This is a genomic window from Pseudomonas sp. H3_C08 (assembly GCF_054669455.1).
In genome coordinates, this window is sequence record NZ_CP162803.1 from 3,791,091 (window position 1) to 3,813,019 (window position 21,929).

At 58.8% G+C, this 21,929-nt stretch carries 12 protein-coding genes; 5 read left to right on the forward strand and 7 right to left on the reverse strand.

Annotated features, from left to right (window positions below):
* Nucleotides 1-111 precede the first annotated feature (111 nt).
* From AB4N74_RS17360 to AB4N74_RS17375, 4 genes are all read right to left on the reverse strand, one after another.
* The gene (locus tag AB4N74_RS17360) at nt 112-3,135 is read right to left on the reverse strand and encodes a hypothetical protein (RefSeq protein ID WP_460096717.1); all 3,024 of its coding nucleotides are present in this window, start codon (nt 3,133-3,135) and stop codon (nt 112-114) included.
* A 393-nt stretch (nt 3,136-3,528) separates the two neighbouring features.
* The gene (locus AB4N74_RS17365) at nt 3,529-3,885 is read right to left on the reverse strand and encodes a PilZ domain-containing protein (protein WP_093430706.1); all 357 of its coding nucleotides are present in this window, start codon (nt 3,883-3,885) and stop codon (nt 3,529-3,531) included.
* Nucleotides 3,886-4,113: 228 nt separating this feature from the next.
* Nucleotides 4,114-4,500, reverse strand: a complete 387-nt coding sequence (locus tag AB4N74_RS17370) for a tetratricopeptide repeat protein (RefSeq protein WP_093430516.1) — start codon at nt 4,498-4,500, stop codon at nt 4,114-4,116.
* An 84-nt stretch (nt 4,501-4,584) separates the two neighbouring features.
* Nucleotides 4,585-5,064: a hypothetical protein gene (locus AB4N74_RS17375; RefSeq protein ID WP_460096719.1), complete on the reverse strand. Its 480-nt coding sequence runs from the start codon at nt 5,062-5,064 to the stop codon at nt 4,585-4,587.
* Between the two features lie 90 nt (nt 5,065-5,154).
* On the opposite strand from AB4N74_RS17375, the gene pyk reads away from it, so the two are divergent.
* Entirely contained in the window at nt 5,155-6,606 is a 1,452-nt protein-coding gene (gene pyk / locus AB4N74_RS17380; RefSeq protein ID WP_093430517.1) for a pyruvate kinase, read from the forward strand.
* Nucleotides 6,607-6,783: 177 nt separating this feature from the next.
* Here the strand turns inward: pyk and AB4N74_RS17385 are convergent, their stop codons facing one another.
* The 3 genes from AB4N74_RS17385 to AB4N74_RS17395 are packed head-to-tail and all read right to left on the reverse strand — an operon-like array spanning nt 6,784 to nt 9,597.
* Entirely contained in the window at nt 6,784-7,533 is a 750-nt protein-coding gene (locus AB4N74_RS17385; RefSeq protein ID WP_093430518.1) for an enoyl-CoA hydratase-related protein, read from the reverse strand.
* 29 nt (nt 7,534-7,562) lie between these two features.
* A complete protein-coding gene (locus AB4N74_RS17390) occupies nt 7,563-8,498 on the reverse strand; it encodes an iron-sulfur-binding ferredoxin reductase (protein ID WP_093430519.1) in 936 nt (311 codons plus the stop codon).
* Nucleotides 8,491-9,597 (reverse strand): GGDEF domain-containing protein, encoded by a 1,107-nt coding sequence (locus AB4N74_RS17395; RefSeq protein WP_460096721.1) that lies wholly within the window; start codon nt 9,595-9,597, stop codon nt 8,491-8,493. Before AB4N74_RS17395 ends, AB4N74_RS17390 begins: the two co-directional genes overlap by 8 nt.
* Before the next feature lie 624 nt (nt 9,598-10,221).
* On the opposite strand from AB4N74_RS17395, the gene AB4N74_RS17400 reads away from it, so the two are divergent.
* The 4 genes from AB4N74_RS17400 (at nt 10,222) to AB4N74_RS17415 (ending at nt 21,892) form a co-directional block, all read left to right on the forward strand.
* A complete protein-coding gene (locus AB4N74_RS17400) occupies nt 10,222-11,745 on the forward strand; it encodes a fumarate hydratase (protein ID WP_007916251.1) in 1,524 nt (507 codons plus the stop codon).
* A 202-nt stretch (nt 11,746-11,947) separates the two neighbouring features.
* The gene (locus AB4N74_RS17405) at nt 11,948-16,465 is read left to right on the forward strand and encodes a SpvB/TcaC N-terminal domain-containing protein (protein ID WP_460096724.1); all 4,518 of its coding nucleotides are present in this window, start codon (nt 11,948-11,950) and stop codon (nt 16,463-16,465) included.
* The gene (locus AB4N74_RS17410; RefSeq protein ID WP_460096726.1) at nt 16,462-19,251 is read left to right on the forward strand and encodes an RHS repeat-associated core domain-containing protein; all 2,790 of its coding nucleotides are present in this window, start codon (nt 16,462-16,464) and stop codon (nt 19,249-19,251) included. Before AB4N74_RS17405 ends, AB4N74_RS17410 begins: the two co-directional genes overlap by 4 nt.
* Nucleotides 19,252-19,255: 4 nt before the next feature.
* Nucleotides 19,256-21,892, forward strand: coding sequence for an RHS repeat-associated core domain-containing protein (locus tag AB4N74_RS17415; protein WP_460096727.1), 2,637 nt, complete (start codon nt 19,256-19,258; stop codon nt 21,890-21,892).
* The last annotated feature ends 37 nt before the right edge of the window (nt 21,893-21,929 follow it).

The following is a 21,929-nucleotide window of genomic DNA, read 5'->3' on the forward strand; positions in this document are numbered from 1 at the left end:
CCGCCTGACTGTCGTGTCAGGCGGACCTAGCTTTCCATAAGGATTTAGCGCTTGAACGCAGCAGCCGACAACTGTCAGAAGTGACAGGTTTAATGCCCGTTCATCGGAAATTTACAAGCGTGATCTATCCGTCGGTGCTGATTCGATTTCAAACCGCTCACTGGCGATCCAGTCGGAACCCAGCGGATCGCTATCGCTTGGTTGCAGCTTGAAACGGCACCAGTTGCCACCCAACGGTAGCGCTTGGTCAGACAGGCCTTGCCAGTCACGGTCGACCTGAATCGACGCTGCCCATGTCTTGTCCGGGTTGAACGGGTCGACCAGAACACCGACACCTTGACGGCCCGTGCCGGCAAACAGCACCGGGTTGCTGACCCAGCGTCCCGGCGCGGGTATCTCAATGGTGGGCAGATAAGTTGCCAGCTGAACCGTGCGTTTCGCGCTATCGGATTCAAACCCTTCGTAAGCCGCCACAACTTCCAGTTCATGATTGCCTTCGTTTTGCCCAGGCTTCAGCGTTACCGACCACGTCCGGTTTTCCCGCACCTCGGCGCTTGCCTGGTCGCTACCCAGCGTCACGGTCACGGTGTCGCCGGGCGTCGCGAAACCCGACACCACGACCCGTCGGCCGACATGGTCTTCGGCAGTCGGGGTTTCGATAAACGGAGCCGCCGGCACGACCTTGTAACGCAAACGCTCATTGGGCTGAGAGCGTTGTGGAGTGCCATTGTGGACGAAGGTTTGAAAAGCCCAGATGGTTGTGTTTCCCACCGGCAAACTCACTTCGGCTTCCCAGTTGTCTGATGCGTTCACCTCAATATCCGTCAGCAATGGCTCAGTAGCGCCTTCCAGCCAGACCTCCACCCGCGCGCCAGGTCGGCCAGTGCCAGCAATCTTCGAGGTGCGCGGCGCTTTCCCGCCAGGGATCGGCGTCGTGAATCGAGGCGGCGGCACCACCACCTTGAGTTCGTGCACAGCGCTGTTGGTCGACTCTTGCCCGTTAAGTATCTGTTGCGCATGGAGGAAGTAAGGCCTCAGCTCCAGATCGCGTAGTTCGATCGACCATTTGCCCTCCTCAAGCAATTCGAGCGGAGCACCCAGCGTTCTTCCCATCTGGCTGTCATGCAATTGCATCATCGCGCCCTGCATGCCGTTATCACCTTCAATGGTGACGTCGTACCCCACTTCTGTGCCGGATACCGGCGCGACGATGAGCGGTTGCAACATGACTCTGTAGACAGTGAAGGTTTTCGATGCCGGCACTGAAGGGAGATCGACAACGATCTGGGTAACGGTGACGCGGTGGAGGACTCCAGGTTCAAATGCTTTGGTTCGCTGAAATGCCCAGCGCTCACCCTCCACATCCGCTTCGTACTCCAAGCCGTCGTCGCTGAACCGGAGCTTTACCACCGCTCCAGACCAACAAGTGCCACTGAAAATCGGCTCCAGCCCCTCCCCGGAAGGATCATCCAGGCCTGGCGCCAGCGGTGGAATCGTGACGTGCAAGCTGAAAGGACGTTGCGAGGAATGGTCTCCCAGATGCTGTGTAATGCGCACTTCCCGCGTTTTGGTTGGCCCCCACTCCACCAATGCCGGAGTCGACCATTGGCCATTCACGACCACTACACTTCGTGCAGCCTCGGTTGTATCGGGAAACCTGAGCGAGACGGTGGCGCCTGTGTAACCTTTGCCGCTGAAGACGGGTAGATACTCCTCGGTGTAGCTCGCCTCGGTGATATCCGGCATGTTGTTGTGGACTTTGAACTCGAGAGGCTGCGATTCGATCCAGCCATTGGCGTTGTCGGCGATCTTTTGAATCACCGTCACATCGTAGCTGCCCAGAGGCCAGACAACGGGGGCAGTTTCCCACTGGCCTTGGGCATTGACGCGGACGTTGGGAGGCAAAGGCAGCGAGCCGTTGCTGGCAGAGAACTGGATTTCGGTACGCAGGTTCTTGTCGTAATGACCGATACCGGAGAACTTCAAGCTTGTATCAGGAAGAAAGGTGACATCAGGCTCTGCCAGTTTGGGAGGCCGGATCCGGAAATCTCGAGGCGCGCTGCGAGGTGAAGGGACATTGTCCAGAGTTTGTATCGCTACGAGTGAAGCGGGTCCAGGCTGGACATTTACCGGCACTCTCCAGGTCCCAGCCGAAACCGCGGCCTCCCCCACGTGCTCTGATCCCAAATCCATGTAAACAGCCAGGGTGGCACCCTGGATGGCCAAATCACCTGAAAGGTCAAACGATTGAGACTGTAGCGTACCCGCCGCCGGATCTAAAATAACGGGCGAAAGGTTAACCGTGAGATCGACAGGGTTAGAAAGCAATGTCGATTTGTCGAACGTTTGTTCTGCGACCAGTATGAAACTTCCCCATGAGAGCGCTTTGGTCAGCTCTATTTTCCAGTGACCGTCAAACTCTACAATTCCTGAACCATAGCTATCCAGGGGGGTTCCTCGCCGGTAGAGGTTGATACTTGCATAGACTTTACCAGTGCCGGAAACAATCGGTTTTGCCTCACCGATCACTGCACCGCTTACTGGAGATATTATTCGCGGCTCCTCGATTACCGTTAAATTCCATTCCGTGGATTTGGAAGTTTTACCACCGAAAGTCTGTGTCGCATGCAAGCTGTGTCTGCCGAGGGGGAGTTTTTCCACTTCGGCAGTCCAGGTCCCGTCAAGGTTTGGCTTGCCTTTGAAAGACTTGTCGCCTGTCGTCACCTCAATTACGGGATTATCCCAGGCTCCGGTGCCAGAGATAATTATTGATGAAGAAACAAAACTATTTTGAGGCGGCCAGATAATTACCAAAGGCTTGATGATGCGGAACTGCCCTGAGAAGCCCCAGTCCGATCCCACCATTCCCCCTACGTAACGCGTATGTATTTCCAGACGGTCACTATGTTTTATTTCAGGAATAATGACGTCGTACCATTGCTCGTTCCAGTTTGAGCCTGGATCCATTTCGTACCAATGGTTGCCATTAAGCTTGAAGTGGACCTCACGCTTTGTCAGGTTGTTCGGTATTGTGTTGACCCGAATAGTCAGGGGGAACTGTTGAAGAGTTCCGCTAACATTGGGAGAAAAAGTAGGCGCTGCCCAGCCAAGGGGAAGTTCTGAATCATCCGTCACTGTTCTTTCTCCCGCATTCGCGAATTAAAAACCGACTCCAGAATCAGCGCTCCTGCAAATACCTGTCACCTGTCAAACCTGACAGTCCCGACCAACGGTAACCCTAGTCGACAAGGCGCTTAGAGGCGTCGGGCTTGGTAATGGCTGCAAGGCGCGAGATGGCCGAAAAAAGCAAAACACAGCATCTGGGGATGGCGATTGCCAGTTGAGTGAGGTGGGCATGTGGCTAGCCGAAAAGGCTGAATAACGAACGGGTGTATGACCCAGCTTGACCGAGCAACTCGTGTTCCAGTGGAGACGCCTTCGCGGGCAAGCCCGCTCCCACAAGATCTGTTACACACCACAAATCGAAGGTAGGCGCGACCTGCTCGCGAAGCTTTTAGCGGGTTTGAATCAGGCCGAAGCCGGCAACGGCTGAAAACTGAAATAACGCTGCAACGCCTGCACCAGCTGCCCAAATTCCGGCGGGGCGCGTTGCAGGACGAAGCCGGCGTCGTAGTGCAGCGGCGTGGCGTCTTCATGGCACCACACGCAGCACGCGGTGAAGTCGATCACCTGTTGGCAGCCATCGCTGGCGGGGATTTTCAGGCGTAACTGAAAGTCCACGCCGACCATCATGGGCAATTGGCTGATGAGCATCAGCCCGTCTTCGGAGAGGTTGCCGAGAAAACCGATGGGCTTGTCGGTGACGCTGTTGAACACTCTGAGGAAATACGGCAACTGATGCCGTTCAATCCGTTCGGTAAACATGCGCAGTTCGCCATGCAAGGCTCCGTCACAGAGCCGCACCTTGCTTCGGAACGTGCCTGCATCGCAGGCTCGCTCTCCCCGCTTCCGGTGTGACGGTCGCTACGTCGCCGTCACCTTACAACTGCCAGTCGCAGGTGTTGCTCCGGATTCAGAACGCGGTGCCGAATCCGGGTTATTCGACTATAGCTCAGCTTGTACACACGGCCAGATTTTGTATGACAACTGTCATCAGAAACGGGTCGGGCGCACCACGGCAGCGGCACTGCGCGTCGGGTAATGGCCCAGGCTCTGCAAGGTTTCCAGACGTGCACGGGCGCGATAGGCGTATTCGCTGTTCGGGTACGAGGCGATGATAAACTGATAGGTCTGTGCCGCGTCGACAAACATTTTCTGCCGTTCCAGGCACTGGCCGCGCATCATCGACACTTCCGGCCAAACGTACGGGCGGGCACGGCTGGCGCGTTCGACCTTGGACAGTTCGAGCATGACCTGCTCGCAGTTGCCACGATCGTAGGCGCTGTAGGCGTTGTTCAAATGGTGGTTCATCGACCAACGGGTGCAGCCCGAAACGGCGAGGACGCTGAGGGCAAGGGCGGCAATGGGCAACAATCGCATGGGGGTTCTCCTGTCTTGTGCTCTGTATCGACCCGCGACTGGAAATCTTCAATGCCGCCTTGCACGCTGCAGTGAATCGAGTCGTCAGGAGTCAACGGCATCGTTGTGCGGCGCGGACAGCTCGGACGCGAGATGGATTGTGACGACGGGTGAACGTGGCGAGACTTCGCCGTCGGGTGCAACCTCGACAACGTAGAATCCGAACTGCCGCAGGTCTATCAAACTCGACCAGCTGTTACCAGGGCCAACATCTTGACTGAAAAGCGGACTCAAAGAATCCTTGGTGCTGTAAGCGCGCACGGTACTGCCAGGAGTAGCGGTCCCCTTCACGACAAACCTTGCACCTGGTCTATCCCCATTTTGCGGTGAAGTAATCACTGGTGGCTCGAGTGCTTCAGATGCGTCTTTTTTTACGGTCATGTCGGCAGCCTCTTCACCTCGCCAACCATTGGCGAGATGCGATTTTTTATACCGACAGGAAAACCGGGTGACACCTGTAAGAAATACCAGTTCCGATGAACGGTGTATTGCCTGGAACGTCGAATTGAAAAACGCTGCGTTCAATAAAGAAAACGATAAGTAGTGCAAACGAACAATGACTACACCCTTCGAGCATAGTAGCCTTCGCTAGCGCTTGAACTCAGGAGTCTTTGCATGTCCGTCCGTCGTACCAAAATCGTCGCTACCCTTGGCCCGGCCAGTAACTCGCCGGAAGTTCTCGAACAGCTGATTCTGGCTGGTCTGGACGTTGCCCGTCTGAACTTCTCCCACGGCACCCCCGACGAGCACAAGGCTCGCGCGAAGCTGGTGCGTGACCTCGCCGCCAAGCACGGCCGTTTCGTCGCCCTGCTCGGCGACCTGCAAGGCCCGAAAATCCGTATCGCCAAATTCGCCAACAAGAAGATCGAGCTGAAGATCGGTGACAAGTTCACCTTCTCCACCAGCCATCCGTTGACCGAAGGCAACCAGCAAGTGGTCGGCATCGACTACCCGGATCTGGTCAAGGACTGCGGCGTGGGCGACGAGCTGCTGCTCGACGACGGCCGCGTGGTAATGCGCGTGGATACCGCCACCGCAACAGAATTGCATTGCACCGTGACCATCGGCGGCCCGCTGTCCGACCACAAAGGCATCAACCGTCGCGGTGGCGGCCTGACCGCGCCGGCCCTGACTGAAAAAGACAAGGCCGACATCAAGCTCGCTGCAGAAATGGAAGTCGACTACCTCGCGGTGTCCTTCCCGCGTGACGCTGCCGACATGGAATACGCCCGTCAACTGCGCGACGAGGCCGGCGGCACTGCCTGGCTGGTGGCGAAGATCGAACGCGCTGAAGCCGTAGCGGACGACGAAACCCTCGACGGCCTGATCAAGGCATCCGACGCGGTGATGGTTGCCCGTGGTGACTTGGGCGTGGAAATCGGCGACGCCGAACTGGTCGGCATTCAGAAGAAAATCATTCTGCACGCACGCCGCCACAACAAGGCGGTGATCGTCGCGACCCAGATGATGGAGTCGATGATCCAGAATCCGATGCCGACCCGCGCCGAAGTGTCCGACGTAGCCAACGCCGTACTCGACTACACCGACGCCGTGATGCTGTCCGCCGAATCCGCCGCTGGTCTGTACCCGCTGGAAGCCGTGCAGGCAATGGCGCGCATCTGCGTCGGCGCCGAGAAGCACCCGACCGGCAAGACCTCCAGCCACCGTATCGGCAAGGAATTCAGCCGTTGCGACGAAAGCATCGCGCTGGCGACCATGTACACCGCCAACCACTTCCCGGGCGTCAAAGCGATCATCGCTCTGACCGAAAGTGGCTTCACTCCGCTGATCATGTCGCGTATCCGCTCCTCGGTGCCGATCTACGCCTTCACCCCGCACCGCGAAGCCCAGGCCCGCGCGGCAATGTTCCGTGGCGTGTACACCATTCCGTTCGATCCGGCTTCGCTGGAACCGCACGAAGTCAGCCAGAAGGCCATCGACGAGCTGACCAAACGCGGCGTTGTGGAAAAAGGCGACTGGGTCATCCTGACCAAGGGCGACAGCTACCACACCACCGGCGGCACCAACGGCATGAAGATCCTGCACGTGGGCGACCCGCAGGTCTGAGTGACGCGCTGAAAAACAAGAGCCCCGGCATGTGAGTGCCGGGGCTTTTTGTTTTCTGCTCTGGAAAATGTGCCGATTGATCCGGCCTCTTCGCGAGCAAGCTCGCTCCCACAGGGAACGCATTCCAATGTGGGAGCGAGCTTGCTCGCGAAGAGGCCGGCACAGTCAGCGACAATCTCAATGTCGTTTGATAAATCCGGTCAACGCCACCATTGCTTCTGGCGAACGAAGGCGCTGGGTGAACAATGCGCCCTCCTCCTCGATCACCTTACGAATCAACTCGCGATCCGGCGCTCGCATCAATTGCTTGCTGATACGCACCGCTTCGGCCGGCAGTTCATCGAAACGCAGCGCCATTTCCCGCGCCTTGCTTAGCGCCGCAGCGCCGCTACCCAATGCTTCGGTCGCAATCCCCCACTGCGCCGCCTGTTCACCGCTGAAGCCTTCGCCCAGTAACAACAACTCTGCCGCTTTGGCCTGCCCAAGCAGACGTGGAAGGATCAGGCTGGAGCCGAACTCCGGGCACAAACCCAGGTTGACGAATGGCATACGCAACCGCGCATCGCGGGCCACATAAACCAGATCGCAGTGCAGCAACAATGTGGTGCCAATGCCCACCGCCGCGCCGGCTACAGCGGCAATCACCGGTTTGCGGCACTCAAGCAGGTTGAGCATGAAATGAAACACCGGGCTGTCGAGGTCACTCGGTGGTTGCTGGATGAAGTCAGCGATGTCGTTGCCGGCCGTGAAGCATTCGGCGCTGCCGGTAATCAGCACGGCGTTGATCGCCGGGTCGCCATCGGCCTGTTTCAGCGCCTCGGCGAGGCGACTGTACATGGCGCGGGTCAGGGCGTTTTTCTTGTCCGGGCGGTTCAAGCGCAGGGTCAGCAAACCGCGTTCGCGTTCCAGCAGGATGGCTTCGGTCATGATGTGTCTCGCGTCTGAAATATCAGCGCTCAACCACGGGACAGGAACACGTCGGCCAGCAGTTGATTGCGCGGCAATCCGGCCAGGTACAGACGCCGGGCGAAGGCGTCGACGCTGGCCGTCGAACCGCAGACTAAGGCCAGGGTTTGCCGGGAGACAAGGCGCAGTTGCGCCAAAGCGGCGGCTGACTCGGCCGCCGTCCACAGCTCGACACTGAGGTTTTCCCGCTGCGCAGCCAATGCCGCCAGGGGTTTGGCCAGATAGTGCTCGCGATCGTCATGAGCCACGTGAATGACGCGGATCAGGCCTTGGTGATCCTGGCGCAAGGCTTCGCGCAGCACGCCGAACAAAGGGCCCAGACCGGTGCCAGCGGCCAGCAGCCACACGGGGCGACTGTGCCAGTCGGGATCGTAATGCAAAGCACCGCCGCGCAGTTCGCCGAGACGGATCGGATCGCCGATCTGCAATTTTCGTGCGGCATCGCTGAATTCACCAGGCTGGCGGCAATCGAGATGGAATTCGAGAAAGCGGTCTTCTTCCGGCAGACTCGCCAGCGAATACGGCCGCGCAATGTGCCCGATCCACAACACCAGATGTTGCCCGGCGCTGTAGCGCAACGGCCGTTGCGGGGTCAGACGCAAGCGCAGGACGCTGTCGCTGAGCCAGTCCAGCGCTTCGACCACTGCCGGGCGACCATCGGTGATCGGGTCGAAGGTGTGCACCTGCAAGTCTTCGACGACCTGACACTGACACGCCAGGCGCCAGCCTTGCTGACGCTGTTCGGCGCTCAAGGCGTCCGGCCGATTGTCGGCGGGCAGGCCTTGCACGCATTGCACCAGACAGGCATGGCAACTGCCGGCGCGGCAGCTGTAAGGCACGGCGACGCCATTCTGATTGAGGGCATCGAGCAGATTGCAGCCCGCGGCCACTGACCATTGTCGTTCACCGACGCGAAGTTCAGGCATCGACGTTCTCCCACGCGGCCGCACAACGATTACGCCCGTCACGCTTGGCCCGATACAAGGCCTGATCGGCGCGCTGCAAGGCGTCGTCCAGATCATCGCCCAACGCCAACAGCGTCATGCCGGCCGACAGGCTGAGGTTGCGCACATTCAGGCCGACCAGTTCAACGTCAGTAAAGGCAATACGCAGACGTTCACAGCAAGCAGTCAGCCGTTCGGCGTCGCAATCGGGCAACAACACAACGAATTCCTCACCACCATAACGCGCCAGCACATCGCCGTCGCGCAGACACGCCTGGGCAACGCCGGCGAAGGCCTGCAACACCTGATCGCCGGCGGCATGGCCGTGCAGGTCGTTGATGCGTTTGAAATGATCGAGGTCGATCAGCGCCAGACCGTGCACGACATCGTCGTCCATTTCATTCAGCTCTCGCGTGGCCAGACGCAGGAAGTGCCGACGATTGAACAACCCGGTCAATTCATCAGTGGCGACCAGATCTTCCAGTTGGCGCATCATCCCGCGCAGAGTGTCCTGATGCGCCTGCAAGGCAAACCGGCGCTGGCGCTGGCGTTGCCGCGAAACCTGGACGAAGCGCGCGTAAAGCACCAGCCACGCCAGCACCATTGCCAGAATGCACACCTGCAAAGCGGCAAGCGCCGGCTCGCGCAAGCGGAAGTTGTAACCGTCCCACAGCGTGATGGCACAGAAACTGAAGAACACCAGCAATGCGCAGCGGATGAACGCCCGTCGACTGAGATGGAACAGGCCGAACAGCAGGATCAGCACGTAGAACACCAGAAAGGCGCCGCGGGCTTCATCCAGATGGGCGATCAGCCAGGTCTGCCAGCCGAGACCGATCAACACCTGCGCTTCGGTCAGGCTGGGATCGGCAAAGCGCAGGTTGCGCCCACTGTAGAACAGCGCGAACAACACCGACTGGCTGATCACCACCAGCGCACTGCCGACGGCCACAGAAGTCAGGGATTGCTCGTAATGCCCCGTGAAAAACGCCAGCCACAGCAGCAGCAAAGCCAATCCATAGGTGGCCGCAGCGAGGGCAAAGCGTTTGAGTAAAAGGCGTTGAATGGCGTTATGGGTCAATCGTTGACTCACCGTGCGATAAGAGGCTGACCGAGTGTCCTACTCTACAGACCGGCTGCCACTTTAGAGGCGTAGTCGATAAATGACCACCGATTTTCGGGCTCGAAATTTGACGTCAAAAGTGTGGCCTGCGTATACCGCCAAAAGCCCCTCACCCTAGCCCTCTCCCAGAGGGAGAGGGGACTGACCGAGTCGGTTGTTGGCAATACGCCGACCTGAAATACCGAGCCGAACTCAGATTTGAACAGCATTAACATCGCCCCCCCCTTTCCGGAGTCGAACTCAGGTTTGAACAGCATGAAGATCAGCTCCCTTTCCCGAGTCGAGCACAGGTTTGAACAGCATGAAGATCAGCTCCCTTTCCCCCTCGCCCCCCTGGGGAGAGGGCTGGGGTGAGGGGGGGAATCTTGAAGTGCAAACCCGCTGTCCGATATTCGCCCACCCATGCGACCAACGAATGACTGCCGGCGCGTGTACGCCCCACCGAGGCGCGTTATACTGCCGCGCCTTTTTAGCGTCGCGCCAGCAGCCCCGGCGTGCCTTGAAAGGTGCTTGCGACCGACCGATGCACCCAAGCCGCAGGCACCTTATTGAATGTTCCCGTCTTTTAGAGGAGCGCGACTCATGACCGTGATCAAGCAAGACGACCTGATTCAGAGCGTTGCCGACGCCCTGCAGTTCATTTCCTATTACCACCCCGTGGATTTCATCCAGGCGATGCACGAAGCCTACCTGCGCGAAGAATCGCCAGCGGCCCGTGACTCGATGGCGCAGATCCTGATCAACTCGCGCATGTGCGCCACCGGCCATCGCCCGATCTGCCAGGACACCGGTATCGTCACCGTGTTCGTGCGCGTCGGCATGGACGTACGTTGGGATGGCGCCACCATGGGCCTGGACGACATGATCAACGAAGGCGTACGTCGCGCCTACAACCTGCCGGAAAACGTCCTGCGTGCCTCGATCCTCGCCGACCCGGCGGGCGCTCGGAAAAACACCAAGGACAACACGCCGGCCGTGATTCACTACTCCATCGTCCCGGGCAACACCGTGGAAGTGGACGTGGCGGCCAAGGGCGGCGGTTCCGAGAACAAGTCGAAAATGGCCATGCTCAACCCGTCCGACTCGATCGTTGACTGGGTATTGAAGACCGTTCCGACCATGGGCGCCGGCTGGTGCCCACCGGGCATGCTCGGCATCGGCATCGGCGGCACCGCCGAGAAAGCTGCGGTCATGGCCAAGGAAGTGTTGATGGAATCCATCGACATCCACGAACTGAAGGCCCGTGGCCCGCAGAACCGCATTGAAGAAATGCGCCTGGAGCTGTTCGAGAAGGTCAACCAGCTGGGCATCGGCGCCCAGGGCCTCGGTGGCCTGACCACCGTGCTCGACGTGAAGATCATGGACTACCCGACCCACGCAGCCTCGCTGCCGGTGTGCATGATCCCGAACTGCGCCGCCACCCGTCACGCACACTTCGTGCTCGACGGCTCCGGCCCGGCCTCGCTGGAAGCGCCACCGCTGGACGCCTACCCGGAAATCGTCTGGGAAGCCGGCCCATCGGCTCGCCGTGTCAACCTCGACACCCTGACCCCAGAAGACGTGCAGAGCTGGAAGCCGGGCGAAACAGTGCTGCTCAACGGCAAAATGCTTACCGGTCGCGACGCCGCGCACAAGCGCATGGTCGAGATGCTCAACAAGGGTGAAACCCTGCCGGTCGATCTGAAAGGTCGCTTCATCTACTACGTTGGCCCGGTTGATCCGGTCGGTGACGAAGTGGTTGGTCCGGCTGGTCCGACCACCGCGACGCGGATGGACAAGTTCACCCGGCAGATCCTCGAGCAGACCGGCCTGTTGGGCATGATCGGTAAATCCGAGCGCGGCCCGACCGCCATCGAAGCGATCAAGGACAACAAAGCCGTGTACCTGATGGCCGTTGGCGGCGCTGCTTACCTGGTGGCTCAGGCGATCAAGAAGTCGAAAGTGCTGGCGTTTGCCGAACTGGGCATGGAAGCGATCTACGAGTTCGAGGTCAAGGACATGCCGGTCACCGTTGCGGTGGACAGCAAAGGTGAGTCGGTGCACATCACCGGCCCTGCGATCTGGCAACAGAAGATCAGCGAAAGCCTGGCGGTAGAAGTGCAGTAAGCGCTTCGCCTCGATGAAAACGGCCGGTTCATCCCATGGATGATCCGGCCGTTTTTTGTTTGTGCAAACCGAACGCGATAAAAACTCCGTCAATGCATACAAAATGATCTTGCGCACCTGTCAGATCTGACAGGTTCATTTCAATGCCTTTCTTGTTAGCGTCAGCCCATTCACGCCCTCCCCGTGCGCAATGGATTCGACCATGCCTGATCAGCAAGAATTGAGCATCACCACCCCCTCCATCGCCAAAAGCGCATCGATCGCCACCATCGGCAAAAGTTGGGGCGCTGTGGGCCCGACCGGAGCCGCCTCGTTCGAGTTGCCGATTCCGACGTCTGCCGGGCGGGGCTGGGATCCTCGGTTCTCGCTGAGTTACAGCAGTCAGAGTGGCAATGGTCCATTCGGCCTTTCCTGGCACCTGGCCGGCGTGGGTCAGATCAATCGCAGAACCAACAAAGGCGTGCCACGTTATACCGATCACGACGAGATCGTCGGTGCCGATGGCGAAGTGTGGATGCCGGAGCTGGATGAAAACGGTGAAATCAAATTCCGTGAAGAAAACACCTACAACGGCGTCGCCATCGGCCCGCACAGAGTGGTGCGTTACTGGCCGCATATCGAAAGCGACTTTGCCTTGCGCGAGTGCTGGCAGCGGCAGACCCGGGAAGCCAATCCAGCGGTGTTCTGGCTGATCCATGGCGCCGACGGTTCGCTGCACCTTTACGGCAAGACCGAAGCGACACGCGTCGCCGATCCCGAGGCTCCCGGACGCATCGCCACCTGGCTGCTGTGCGAAAGCATGAACGCGCGCGGCGAACACATCTGTTTCGAATATAAGGCCGATGATCAGGATCCCGACCCGCTGCATGACTACCGCGCCCAGCGCTATCTGCGCCGCGTGTGCTACGGCAACTTCACGGCCAGCAGCAATCTGTACAGCTGGACCACGGACAATCCGACCGAACTGGACTGGCACTTTCATCTGCTGTTCGATTACGGCGAACGCAGCACGTCACTGACCGATATTCCGGCATATGACGGTGCCTCCCTCAAACCCTGGATCGTTCGCCCAGACAGCTTTTCAACCCACGGTCAGGGTTTTGAACTGGGCACTCGCAGACTCTGCCAGCAGGCATTGCTGTTTCATCATTTTCCCGAGCAATCGACTGACCAACCGAAACTGGTACGCCGCCTGCTGTTGGAATATCACCAACCGCAAAATATCGCGCAGTGGGCCTACAGCCAGATCAGCGCGGCGCACTATCAGGCATTCGATGCGAGCGGCATTGTCGAAAACACGCCGCCGGTCGAGTTCGACTACGCCCCCTTCGACATCAATAAAACCCCGGCGCGCGTCTTCGAACTCGATGTTCAACCGGGTATCGAGGACGGTGGTTTTTACCAGTGTGTGGATCTTTATGGCGAAGGTGTGCCGGGTTTCCTCTGCCGTTATGACCAGGCCTGGTACTACCGCGAACCATTGCGTGCGGCCAAGGGCACCGATGAAATCGGCTATGGGCCATGGACCGCACTGGAAAAGATTCCGCTCGCCGATCGCAACCGTCCGGTCCAGCAACTGCTGACCGATCTGACCGGTGACGGTCGGCTCGACTGGGTCACCGCGCAACCGGGTATCAGTGGTTTTCGCACCCTGACAGAACAACGCGAGTTTGCCGACTTCGTCCCCTTCAGCAAATTTCCGCCGGAGTTTTTCAAAACCCTCTCGACACTCGGCGATTTTAGCGGCGATGGTTTGAGAAGCCTGGCATTGATCGGACCAAACTCGGTGCGGCTCTATGCCAACGAGCGCGAACAGGGCTTTGCCGCGCCTGAAGAGGTGCTTCACCAACCCGACGACGACCGCTTGCCACTGTTCAGCAATTCGCGCACAGAACTGGTGCTGTTGGGCAACCTGCTGGGTAGCGACATGCCCGAGCTGTGCCGGATACGCCATGACGAAATCCGCTGCTGGCCGAACCTGGGCCACGGCCGGTTTGGCACAGGCCGCAAGATCAGCGCGCTGCCTTTCAGCTACGAGCAATTCGAGTCATCCCGCGTACGTCTGGCCGATCTCGACGGTTCCGGTGCCGCATCGCTGATTTATCTGATGTCAGAATCCTTCGAGATCTACCTGAATCGCGGCGGCAATGGTCTGGAGCAAATACCGATCAGCGTGCCGTGGCCCGAAGGCGTGCGCTACGATCGCCTCTGTCAGGTGAGTTTCGCCGACCTGCAAGGCCTGGGCTGCGCCAGTCTGATCCTGACGGTGACGCACATGCAGCCGCAGCATTGGCGCTACGATTTCGTTTCGGCCAAGCCGTATCTGTTGACCAGCAGTAACAACAACATGGGTTGCAGTGCCAGCGTGGTCTACCGCAGCTCGGCGCAGGAATGGCTGGATGAAAAACGCCGCTTGCCAAGCCTTAGACGCTTTCCGGCTTGCCATCTGCCGTTCCCGGTGGCGGTGGTCAAAAAACAGCAGCAACTGGATGAAATCACCGGCAACTGCCTGACGCAGCGCTTCACCTGGTGCGAGGGTTTTTACGACCGCGTTGAGCGCGAGTTCCGCGGTTTCGGCTTGCTGCAGCAAACCGACAGTGAGAGCGCCAGCAACGATGAGGGAGAAGGCTTCAGCGAGCCGATGCGGGTCTTCACCTGGTTTCATACCGGGCAATCGATGGACCGGTCGCGTGACGACTATTTCAATCACGACGCACATTCGGTGCCACTGGGCGATACGCTGTTCAGCCGATATCACGAGGCGGACGATTGCGAGGAACAGCTGGATTCTTCTGACGCCGACACTCGCTACCAGATCTGCCGGGCGCTGGTCGGCTCGGTCACGCGCATCGAGACCTATGCCGATACTGGCGAGGATGTTCCGCGGATCACCACGCCTTATACGGTCGAAGAAATGCGTTATCGGGTGCGTCAAGTGCGCGAGCAAGGCGCCTATGCCGCCGCAGTCTTGCTGCCGCTGGTGGTGGAAAGGATCAGCTACCAGTACGACGGTTTCGTCGATGACCCCATGTGTCGCAACGATGTGGTCCTGCGCTACAACACTTACGGCCAACCGACGCATTCAATCACAGTGAGCTACGCCAGGCGGCTCACCGAAACCGATACGCCACCGTTCGACGACCTTGATCAACGGCAGTGGTGGTGCGACGCCCATGACCCGGCACAACGGTCGTTCTACCTCAATGAAAGCCGTTCTGTGTTCATCGATCTGGACAAGGATCCGCAGCATTGGCGTCTTGGTTTGCCCTATCAACAGCGTGGCAATGCACTGGTCTTGCCCAAAGGCACCCTGCCCACCGGGCTTGAAGCCGCGCAAGTGTCCTATGAGTGCCTGAAGGCACATGAGGATTCGGCGCACTGGAACGCTGAACGGGTGCTGACCACGCAGTCTGTACAGCGCTACTTGAGTACCGATGGCCAACGGCTGGACGACGGCGTTGCCGGATTCGAGGCCCTGGTCGGTCCACTGGAAGTGGCACAACTGGACAAGACGGCGCTGGACGCTTACAGCGTGCTGCCTGCGCCTTTCAACGTGCGCGACGAACTGAAGAAGATCGGCTATCTGCCCATGCCGTTTCTGTTCTGGATAAATCCCTTGGGCAGCACGGAGCATGACCTGTGGTCGGCGAATTTCGGCTACGCCGAATACGCCAGCCTCGCCGGTTTCTACAAGGTGCGCCGCTATCGCGAAACCCTCAGCCATGGCTTCACTCACGCCGTATACGACGCGTATGCGCTGGCTGTCACCCTCGTGGAACTGCCGGATGGCTGTACCACCAGCATCGACTACGACTACCACGCGCTGCAACCGCTGAAAATCATCGATGCCAACCTGAACACTCATCAGGCGTTGTATGAACCCTCCAATCAGCCCTTGGCCACCAGTTTTTTTGGCTCAGAGAACAACAGGGAAGCGGGTTTCAGGCCACTGAGCGAATACAGACTTCCGGAGGACCGGAGCCCGGCTACGGCAATTGCCAACCCGACCGATGCCGTGCAAAAAGCCGCGAGTACCCTGCGCAAGGATCTGTTCAGCTGGATGGGGCAGATGGCCAACGACACCCGCGCCGCCCTGGCATGGATCGCTCAGGGTTATCTGCTGCCCAGCGGCCACATCAGGGCCAGTACACGCCGCCAACTGACCCGGCGCAGCGGTGCCTTGACGCCTGATGAACAGGCGCTGCAAGACGCCATCGCAACAGTGCATCGCGAACCGGTGCACAGCGTGATCCTCAGTGCCGACCGTTACCCCGACGATCCGCTGGCGCAGATCCAGATCACCAAAGCCTGCGTCGACGGTTTTGGCCGGGCTCTGCAAACTCAGCAATTGGTCGACCCGGGCAAGGCGTATGCCGTGGACGACGACGGCTCGCTGATTATCGAGGATGGTCAGATCAAAGTGGTCGATGCCAACCCGCGCTGGCGCATCAGCGAGCGGGTCGAATACAACAACAAAGGCTTGCCCGTTCGTCAGTACCGCGCGTTTTTCGCCAACACCTATACCTACGTCAACGATCAGTCCCTGCGCACACTGAGTCATCACGATCAGCTTAGCTATGACGTCAAGAGCCGGCAGGTCGGAATGGTCAATGCCAAGGGCGACTTTTCCCGAGAGACGTACCACCCTTGGTATCACACCAGCGAAGACTTCAACGACACCGCCGAGCCGTCATCGCCAACCAAGGCATCGCAGCCATGATTGCCAACGTGCATCGCCGTACACCTGCGCTGGCGGTAAGCGATGCGCGTGGTTTGCCAGTGCGGCAGGTCGGGTACTTGCGCAGTGTGACGGCCGACAGCCCCGTAGCGCTGGTAACCCGTCAGCAGCATGACTACGCCGGCCGTCTGAACGAGCAATGGGATTCGCGCTTGTCGGCACCCTGCATGACCACGGTTTACAGGCTGGACGGCACGGTATTGAAATCCGACAGCGTCGACGCCGGCTGGCGCCTGACTCTGCCGGGTCTGGCCGGCGAGCCATTGCAACGCTGGGATCAGCGCGACAACCATTGGCGCACGAGCTTCGATGAGCAGCTGCGGGTGGTCGCGGTCGAGGAAAATGGCCAACCCGATGTCGATGTTTTCATTTACGCCGATGCCTCGGCCGAAGCCGGGTACAACCGTCGCGGCCAGTTGCAGGAACAGAAAGACCGTTCCGGTTCGTTGCTCACGGACAGCTTTTCCCTGACCGGCCAGCCGCTGCGGGAAACCCGCACGTTCCACGACGGTGAGCCGTTCACCACTCACCATGCGTTCAGCCCGCTCGGCGCGCTGCTCGAGCAGACCGACGCCGGCGGCCATCGGCGACGCTCGCGCTACGGCCTGGCCGGGCACCTTCGGCAGGTACAACTGTTGATCAGCGGCCAGAGCCAATGGCAGCCCGTGTTGCTTGATGCGCAGTACAACGCCGCCGACCAGATCATCGAGCAGCAGGCCGGTAATCTTGTCCTCTGTCGCTGGACGTACGACCCTGCAGACAGTCGTCTGCACACTCAGTCCAGTCGCAAAGACACCGGAGCTGTGCTACAGAACCTCGAATATTTCTACGATCCCGTCGGCAATATCACCCGCATCGAAGACCACGCCTTTCAACCACGTTACTTCGCCAATCAGTTGATCGATGGCCACCGCGACTTTACCTACGACTCGCTCTATCGGTTGACCAGCGCCACCGGCTACGACGACGCCCCGCCGCCGGACATTCCCGGCCTGCCGCAACCGGGCGACCCGAACAATCGCCTCAACTACACCCAAACCTACCAGTACGACAACGGTGGCAACCTGATCGAACTGTGTCACGTACGCGCCGGCAACAACTCGACCCGGCAAATGTTCATCGATCTGAAGAGCAATCGCGGGGTACGCTGGAAAACCGGCGACGAGCCGCCGGATTTCGACACTTTGTTCGATCGCCATGGCAATCAACTGACCGTGCAACCGGGCCAACCGCTGCTCTGGAATGCCCGCGATGAGCTGGAAAGCGTGATCCTGGTCCAGCGTGATGGCGGTTCCAATGATGCCGAGTACTACCGTTACAGCCAGGGTATGCGCGTGTTCAAACGTCACGAAACCTTCGCTGCCAACGCCGAACATTTCCACCAGGTGCGCTATCTGCCCGGGCTTGAAATCCGCACCCGCGACAACGGTGAAGAACTGCACGTCATCACGCTCGGCAACGCCCGCTGCCTGCATTGGGCAGCGAAAAAAATCGATGAAATCGCCAATGACCAAATGCGTTACAACCTCGAAGATCATCTCGGTTCCAGCGTGATGGAACTGGATCAAGACGCCGTCATGATCAGCCAGGAAGGCTATTACCCCTTTGGCGAAACCGCGTGGATGGCACCGAACTCGGAAACCACGTACCGCTTCATCCGCTATTCGGGCAAGGAAATGGACGTCAGTGGCTTGTATTACTACGGCGCGCGGTATTACGCGCCGTGGCTGCAACGCTGGATCAGCACCGACGCAGAACAGGCGGATGGTCTGAATTTATATGCATTCGTGGGGAATAACCCGATCCGTTTTATCGATCCGGACGGTAACACGCGGGCAGAAAGCGTGATCATGCTGGATTCGGCGTTTGCTTCTGCCGTAGAGGGGCACTCCGAGGAATTACTATGGCAACTACACAACATCATTAATCAAAATGTCGCACTAAACATGGCGGTGAATCTGGTGGGAGAAACCGTCAGAGGTATTGTCGGTTATGAAGGTGGATCTTTGGGCGGCGCCCAATTTGACACCATGTTTCCAGCGCTCGAGGTGCAACCGAACGTGTTGAAACCTTCATCGTTGGTCGGTGGCAACATCGGGGGTGATGTCGCCGGGGCCATTCTTGAGCCAGTGGCAAACCATGTCAGACTGCAAGTCGGGCCTTTGATCCCGCAGACCTCGCAAATGTCCGTCAGCGCGATTGATCAAAGCCTGGGGATCGAGGCCCCCGTCAAGGAAATCAACTCATGGAAAGACTTCAAGAGCGAAGTGCTGCATCCGGCACTCAATTCGTTAGTCAACCCATTATTTATAATGAACAGAGTATTCGGGTCAGTGGTGGGGATTATTCCCGGCGCGCTTAATATGGGAAGTCGGGCGCAGGAAGCACAAGACATCAAGAACCGGCTTGACCCGGTAAAAATTGAAAAGATCGAAAAAATGCTCAGCGACTGGAAAGCGGCCATCGAACAACGGTCTGCATGGGCGGAAAACGCTTTTGACGCATTGGGCGTTAACAGTGTTTCGCCTGCCAATGTGCTCCCGAATGTCAATGGCAATACTTCCAGCGAAACGCTGGCCGTCATTACGCGTTCTGGCTTGCAACAGAAAAACCGAGCCGTACTCGCCAACATCGCACAGGCTCAGGCCGGACTTGCGCGATACAAAGAGATGGGGACCACTGACAATCTGTACAAAGCAAGACAGCGGCATCTGGCATCAAAAAAGCCGGGGAACAACTTGCTCACCAAGTTTAAAAACGGTCACTGAAACCATGCATTCACGCACGCCCTCCCTGACAGTGATTGACGGACGAGGCCTGCCAGTTCGCAAGGTCGCCTACCTGCGAAGCATGGCAGGCAACACGTCAAGCACCCTGGTGATCTGCCAGGAACACGATTTAGCCGGGCGTCTGATCACGCAACGCGACCCGCGCTTGTCCATGGCGAACACGGCAACTGTTTATTCGTTGAATGGCAATGCGGTGCTTATCGATAGCGTGGATAGCGGCTGGCGTGTGGTGCTGCCAGGGCTGGCCGGTGAACCTTTGCGCAGGTGGGATCAGCGCGGCAGCCATTGGCGCACGTGCTTCGATGAACAACTGCGGCTCGTGGCCGTCGAGGAAAATGGCGAGGTCGATGTCGATGTGTTCACCTATTCCGACGCCTCGGCCGAAGCCGGATACAACCGTCGCGGCCAATTGCAGGAACAGAAAGACCGTTCCGGTTCGCTGCTCACGGACAGTTTTTCCCTGACCGGCCAGCCGCTGAGCGAAACCCGCACGTTCCACGACGGCGAGCCGTTCACCACTCACCATGCGTTCAGCCCGCTCGGCGCGCTGCTCGAGCAGACCGACGCCGGCGGCCATCGGCGACGATCGCGCTACGGCCTGGCCGGGCACCTTCGGCAGGTACAACTGTTGATCAGCGGCCAGAGCCAATGGCAGCACGTGTTGCTTGATGCGCAGTACAACGCCGCCGACCAGATCATCGAGCAGCAGGCCGGTAATCTTGTCCTCAGTCGCTGGACGTACGACCCTGCAGACAGTCGTCTGCACACTCAGTCCAGTCGCAAAGACACCGGCGCAGTGCTGCAAGACCTCGAATATTTCTACGACCCCGTCGGCAACATTACCCGCATCGAAGACCACGCCTTCCAGCCGGTCTATTTCGCCAACCAACTGGTCGACGGTCACCGTGATTTCAGCTACGACTCGTTGTACCGACTGGTCAGCGCCAGCGGTTACGACGACGGCCCGCTCTCGGACATTCCCGGCCTGCCAACGCCCACCGACCCTAACAACCGCCTCAACTACACCCAGACCTACACTTACGACACCGGCGGCAATCTGGTGATACTGGTGCATGTACGGGCCGGCGCCAACCGCACCGTGCAGATGCGCATTGATTCAGTCAGCAATCGCGGCGTGCGCTGGAAACCGGATGATCCGGAGCCTGACTTCGAGACACTGTTCGACCGCCACGGCAACCAGCAGAACCTGCAACCGGGACAGGCCATGCAATGGAATGCACGGGATGAACTGCAACGCGTGACGCTGATTGCCCGAGACGGCACTGATGACGACGCCGAACACTACCGTTACAGCCAGGGCGTGCGGGTGTTCAAACGCCATGAAACGTACACCGACAGGACTGTGCACTTTCATCAGGTGCGCTACCTGCCGGGCCTGGAAATCCGCAACAAGGACAACTGCGAAGAACTGCACATCATCTCGGTAGGCAGTGCGCGTTGCCTGCATTGGGCGAAAAAACCACCCGATGAAATCGCCAATGACCAAGTGCGTTACAACCTCGAAGATCATCTCGGCTCCTGCGTGATGGAGCTTGATCAACAGGGCGACCTGATCAGCCAGGAGGGTTACTACCCGTTCGGTGCCACAGCGTGGATGGCCGCACGCCACGCCGTCGAAGTGGGCTATAAATTCACCCGTTACTCAGGAAAGGAAATGGATGTCAGTGGCTTGTACTACTACGGCGAGCGCTACTACTCGCCGTGGTTACAGCGCTGGATAAGCGCCGACCCGAATGGCGATGTCGATGGCCTGAACCTGTACGCCATGGTTGGCAACAATCCACTCCTGTACGTCGACAGGACCGGCGGTAAAAAAGCCGTATTCGAATTGCTTGGCGACTTTCTCGGGATGCTGGACAAGGCTCAGACAGCGGCGAACCAGATACATAATCTGGCGACTGAATTCGACGGGCTTGTTCCGGAAAACGCCGACATCAACGAGCTGCGTGCAAGCATGACTTTCGGCACCTTCCTCAAGTCAAAACACGGCATAAAATCGGTCCTCAAGGGGATAGCTGCGGGAGGTACGGTAGTCGGGCTCCTGGGCAGCGTCGTACCGGGTGCCGGGAATGCCATCGGCCTGGCAGTCGGTGCGGTTGTCGGAGCCGTGGCGATGCCTTTGTTACGCTACCACTTCTTCAAGAAAGGTCTGAAGTTGGCGCAAACGCTACACACTCAAGAACTCAAGGATGGCCTGAATACACTCGGCGAGACTGTTTCAAACGGGGTCGAAACAGTAAAGGATCTGGTCAATGGCGGCGCCGCCCTGATCGACGGCATCAAAACCTTCACCAATAACCTCAACGCCTACTCTGAGGATATTCAGCAAAGGTTCTACAAACAGCTGGACTCACTGGATGACGAAAAACAACGTCAAGTCATGAAGCTGGCGAGGACCGGAGTCGACCCGTTCGATGCCATCGACAGGATAAAGGAAACAGCTCAGACAGTACTCGACGCGCGTAGCGAAGCCGAAGAGGTTACCGAACGTCTGCAGCAACTGGAACAATCAATCGCTGAAGAACCGAGACCCAGACCCGTTCCCAAACCGAGGTTGAATCTCCAGCTTCGACGCCAGGCGCGAGAAACCGCTGTCTGAGCGACATGGTTCGCGCGAACATCGCGCTTCGCCACGT

What these genes read in the sequence shown, in the direction of transcription:
- AB4N74_RS17365 (WP_093430706.1), bottom strand. Translation starts at nt 3,885, where the DNA reads ATGTTTACCGAACGGATTGAACGGCATCAGTTGCCGTATTTCCTCAGA.
- AB4N74_RS17370 (WP_093430516.1), bottom strand. Translation starts at nt 4,500, where the DNA reads ATGCGATTGTTGCCCATTGCCGCCCTTGCCCTCAGCGTCCTCGCCGTT.
- pyk (WP_093430517.1), top strand. Translation starts at nt 5,155, where the DNA reads ATGTCCGTCCGTCGTACCAAAATCGTCGCTACCCTTGGCCCGGCCAGT.
- AB4N74_RS17385 (WP_093430518.1), bottom strand. Translation starts at nt 7,533, where the DNA reads ATGACCGAAGCCATCCTGCTGGAACGCGAACGCGGTTTGCTGACCCTG.
- AB4N74_RS17390 (WP_093430519.1), bottom strand. Translation starts at nt 8,498, where the DNA reads ATGCCTGAACTTCGCGTCGGTGAACGACAATGGTCAGTGGCCGCGGGC.
- AB4N74_RS17400 (WP_007916251.1), top strand. Translation starts at nt 10,222, where the DNA reads ATGACCGTGATCAAGCAAGACGACCTGATTCAGAGCGTTGCCGACGCC.
- AB4N74_RS17405 (WP_460096724.1), top strand. Translation starts at nt 11,948, where the DNA reads ATGCCTGATCAGCAAGAATTGAGCATCACCACCCCCTCCATCGCCAAA.
- AB4N74_RS17410 (WP_460096726.1), top strand. Translation starts at nt 16,462, where the DNA reads ATGATTGCCAACGTGCATCGCCGTACACCTGCGCTGGCGGTAAGCGAT.
- AB4N74_RS17415 (WP_460096727.1), top strand. Translation starts at nt 19,256, where the DNA reads ATGCATTCACGCACGCCCTCCCTGACAGTGATTGACGGACGAGGCCTG.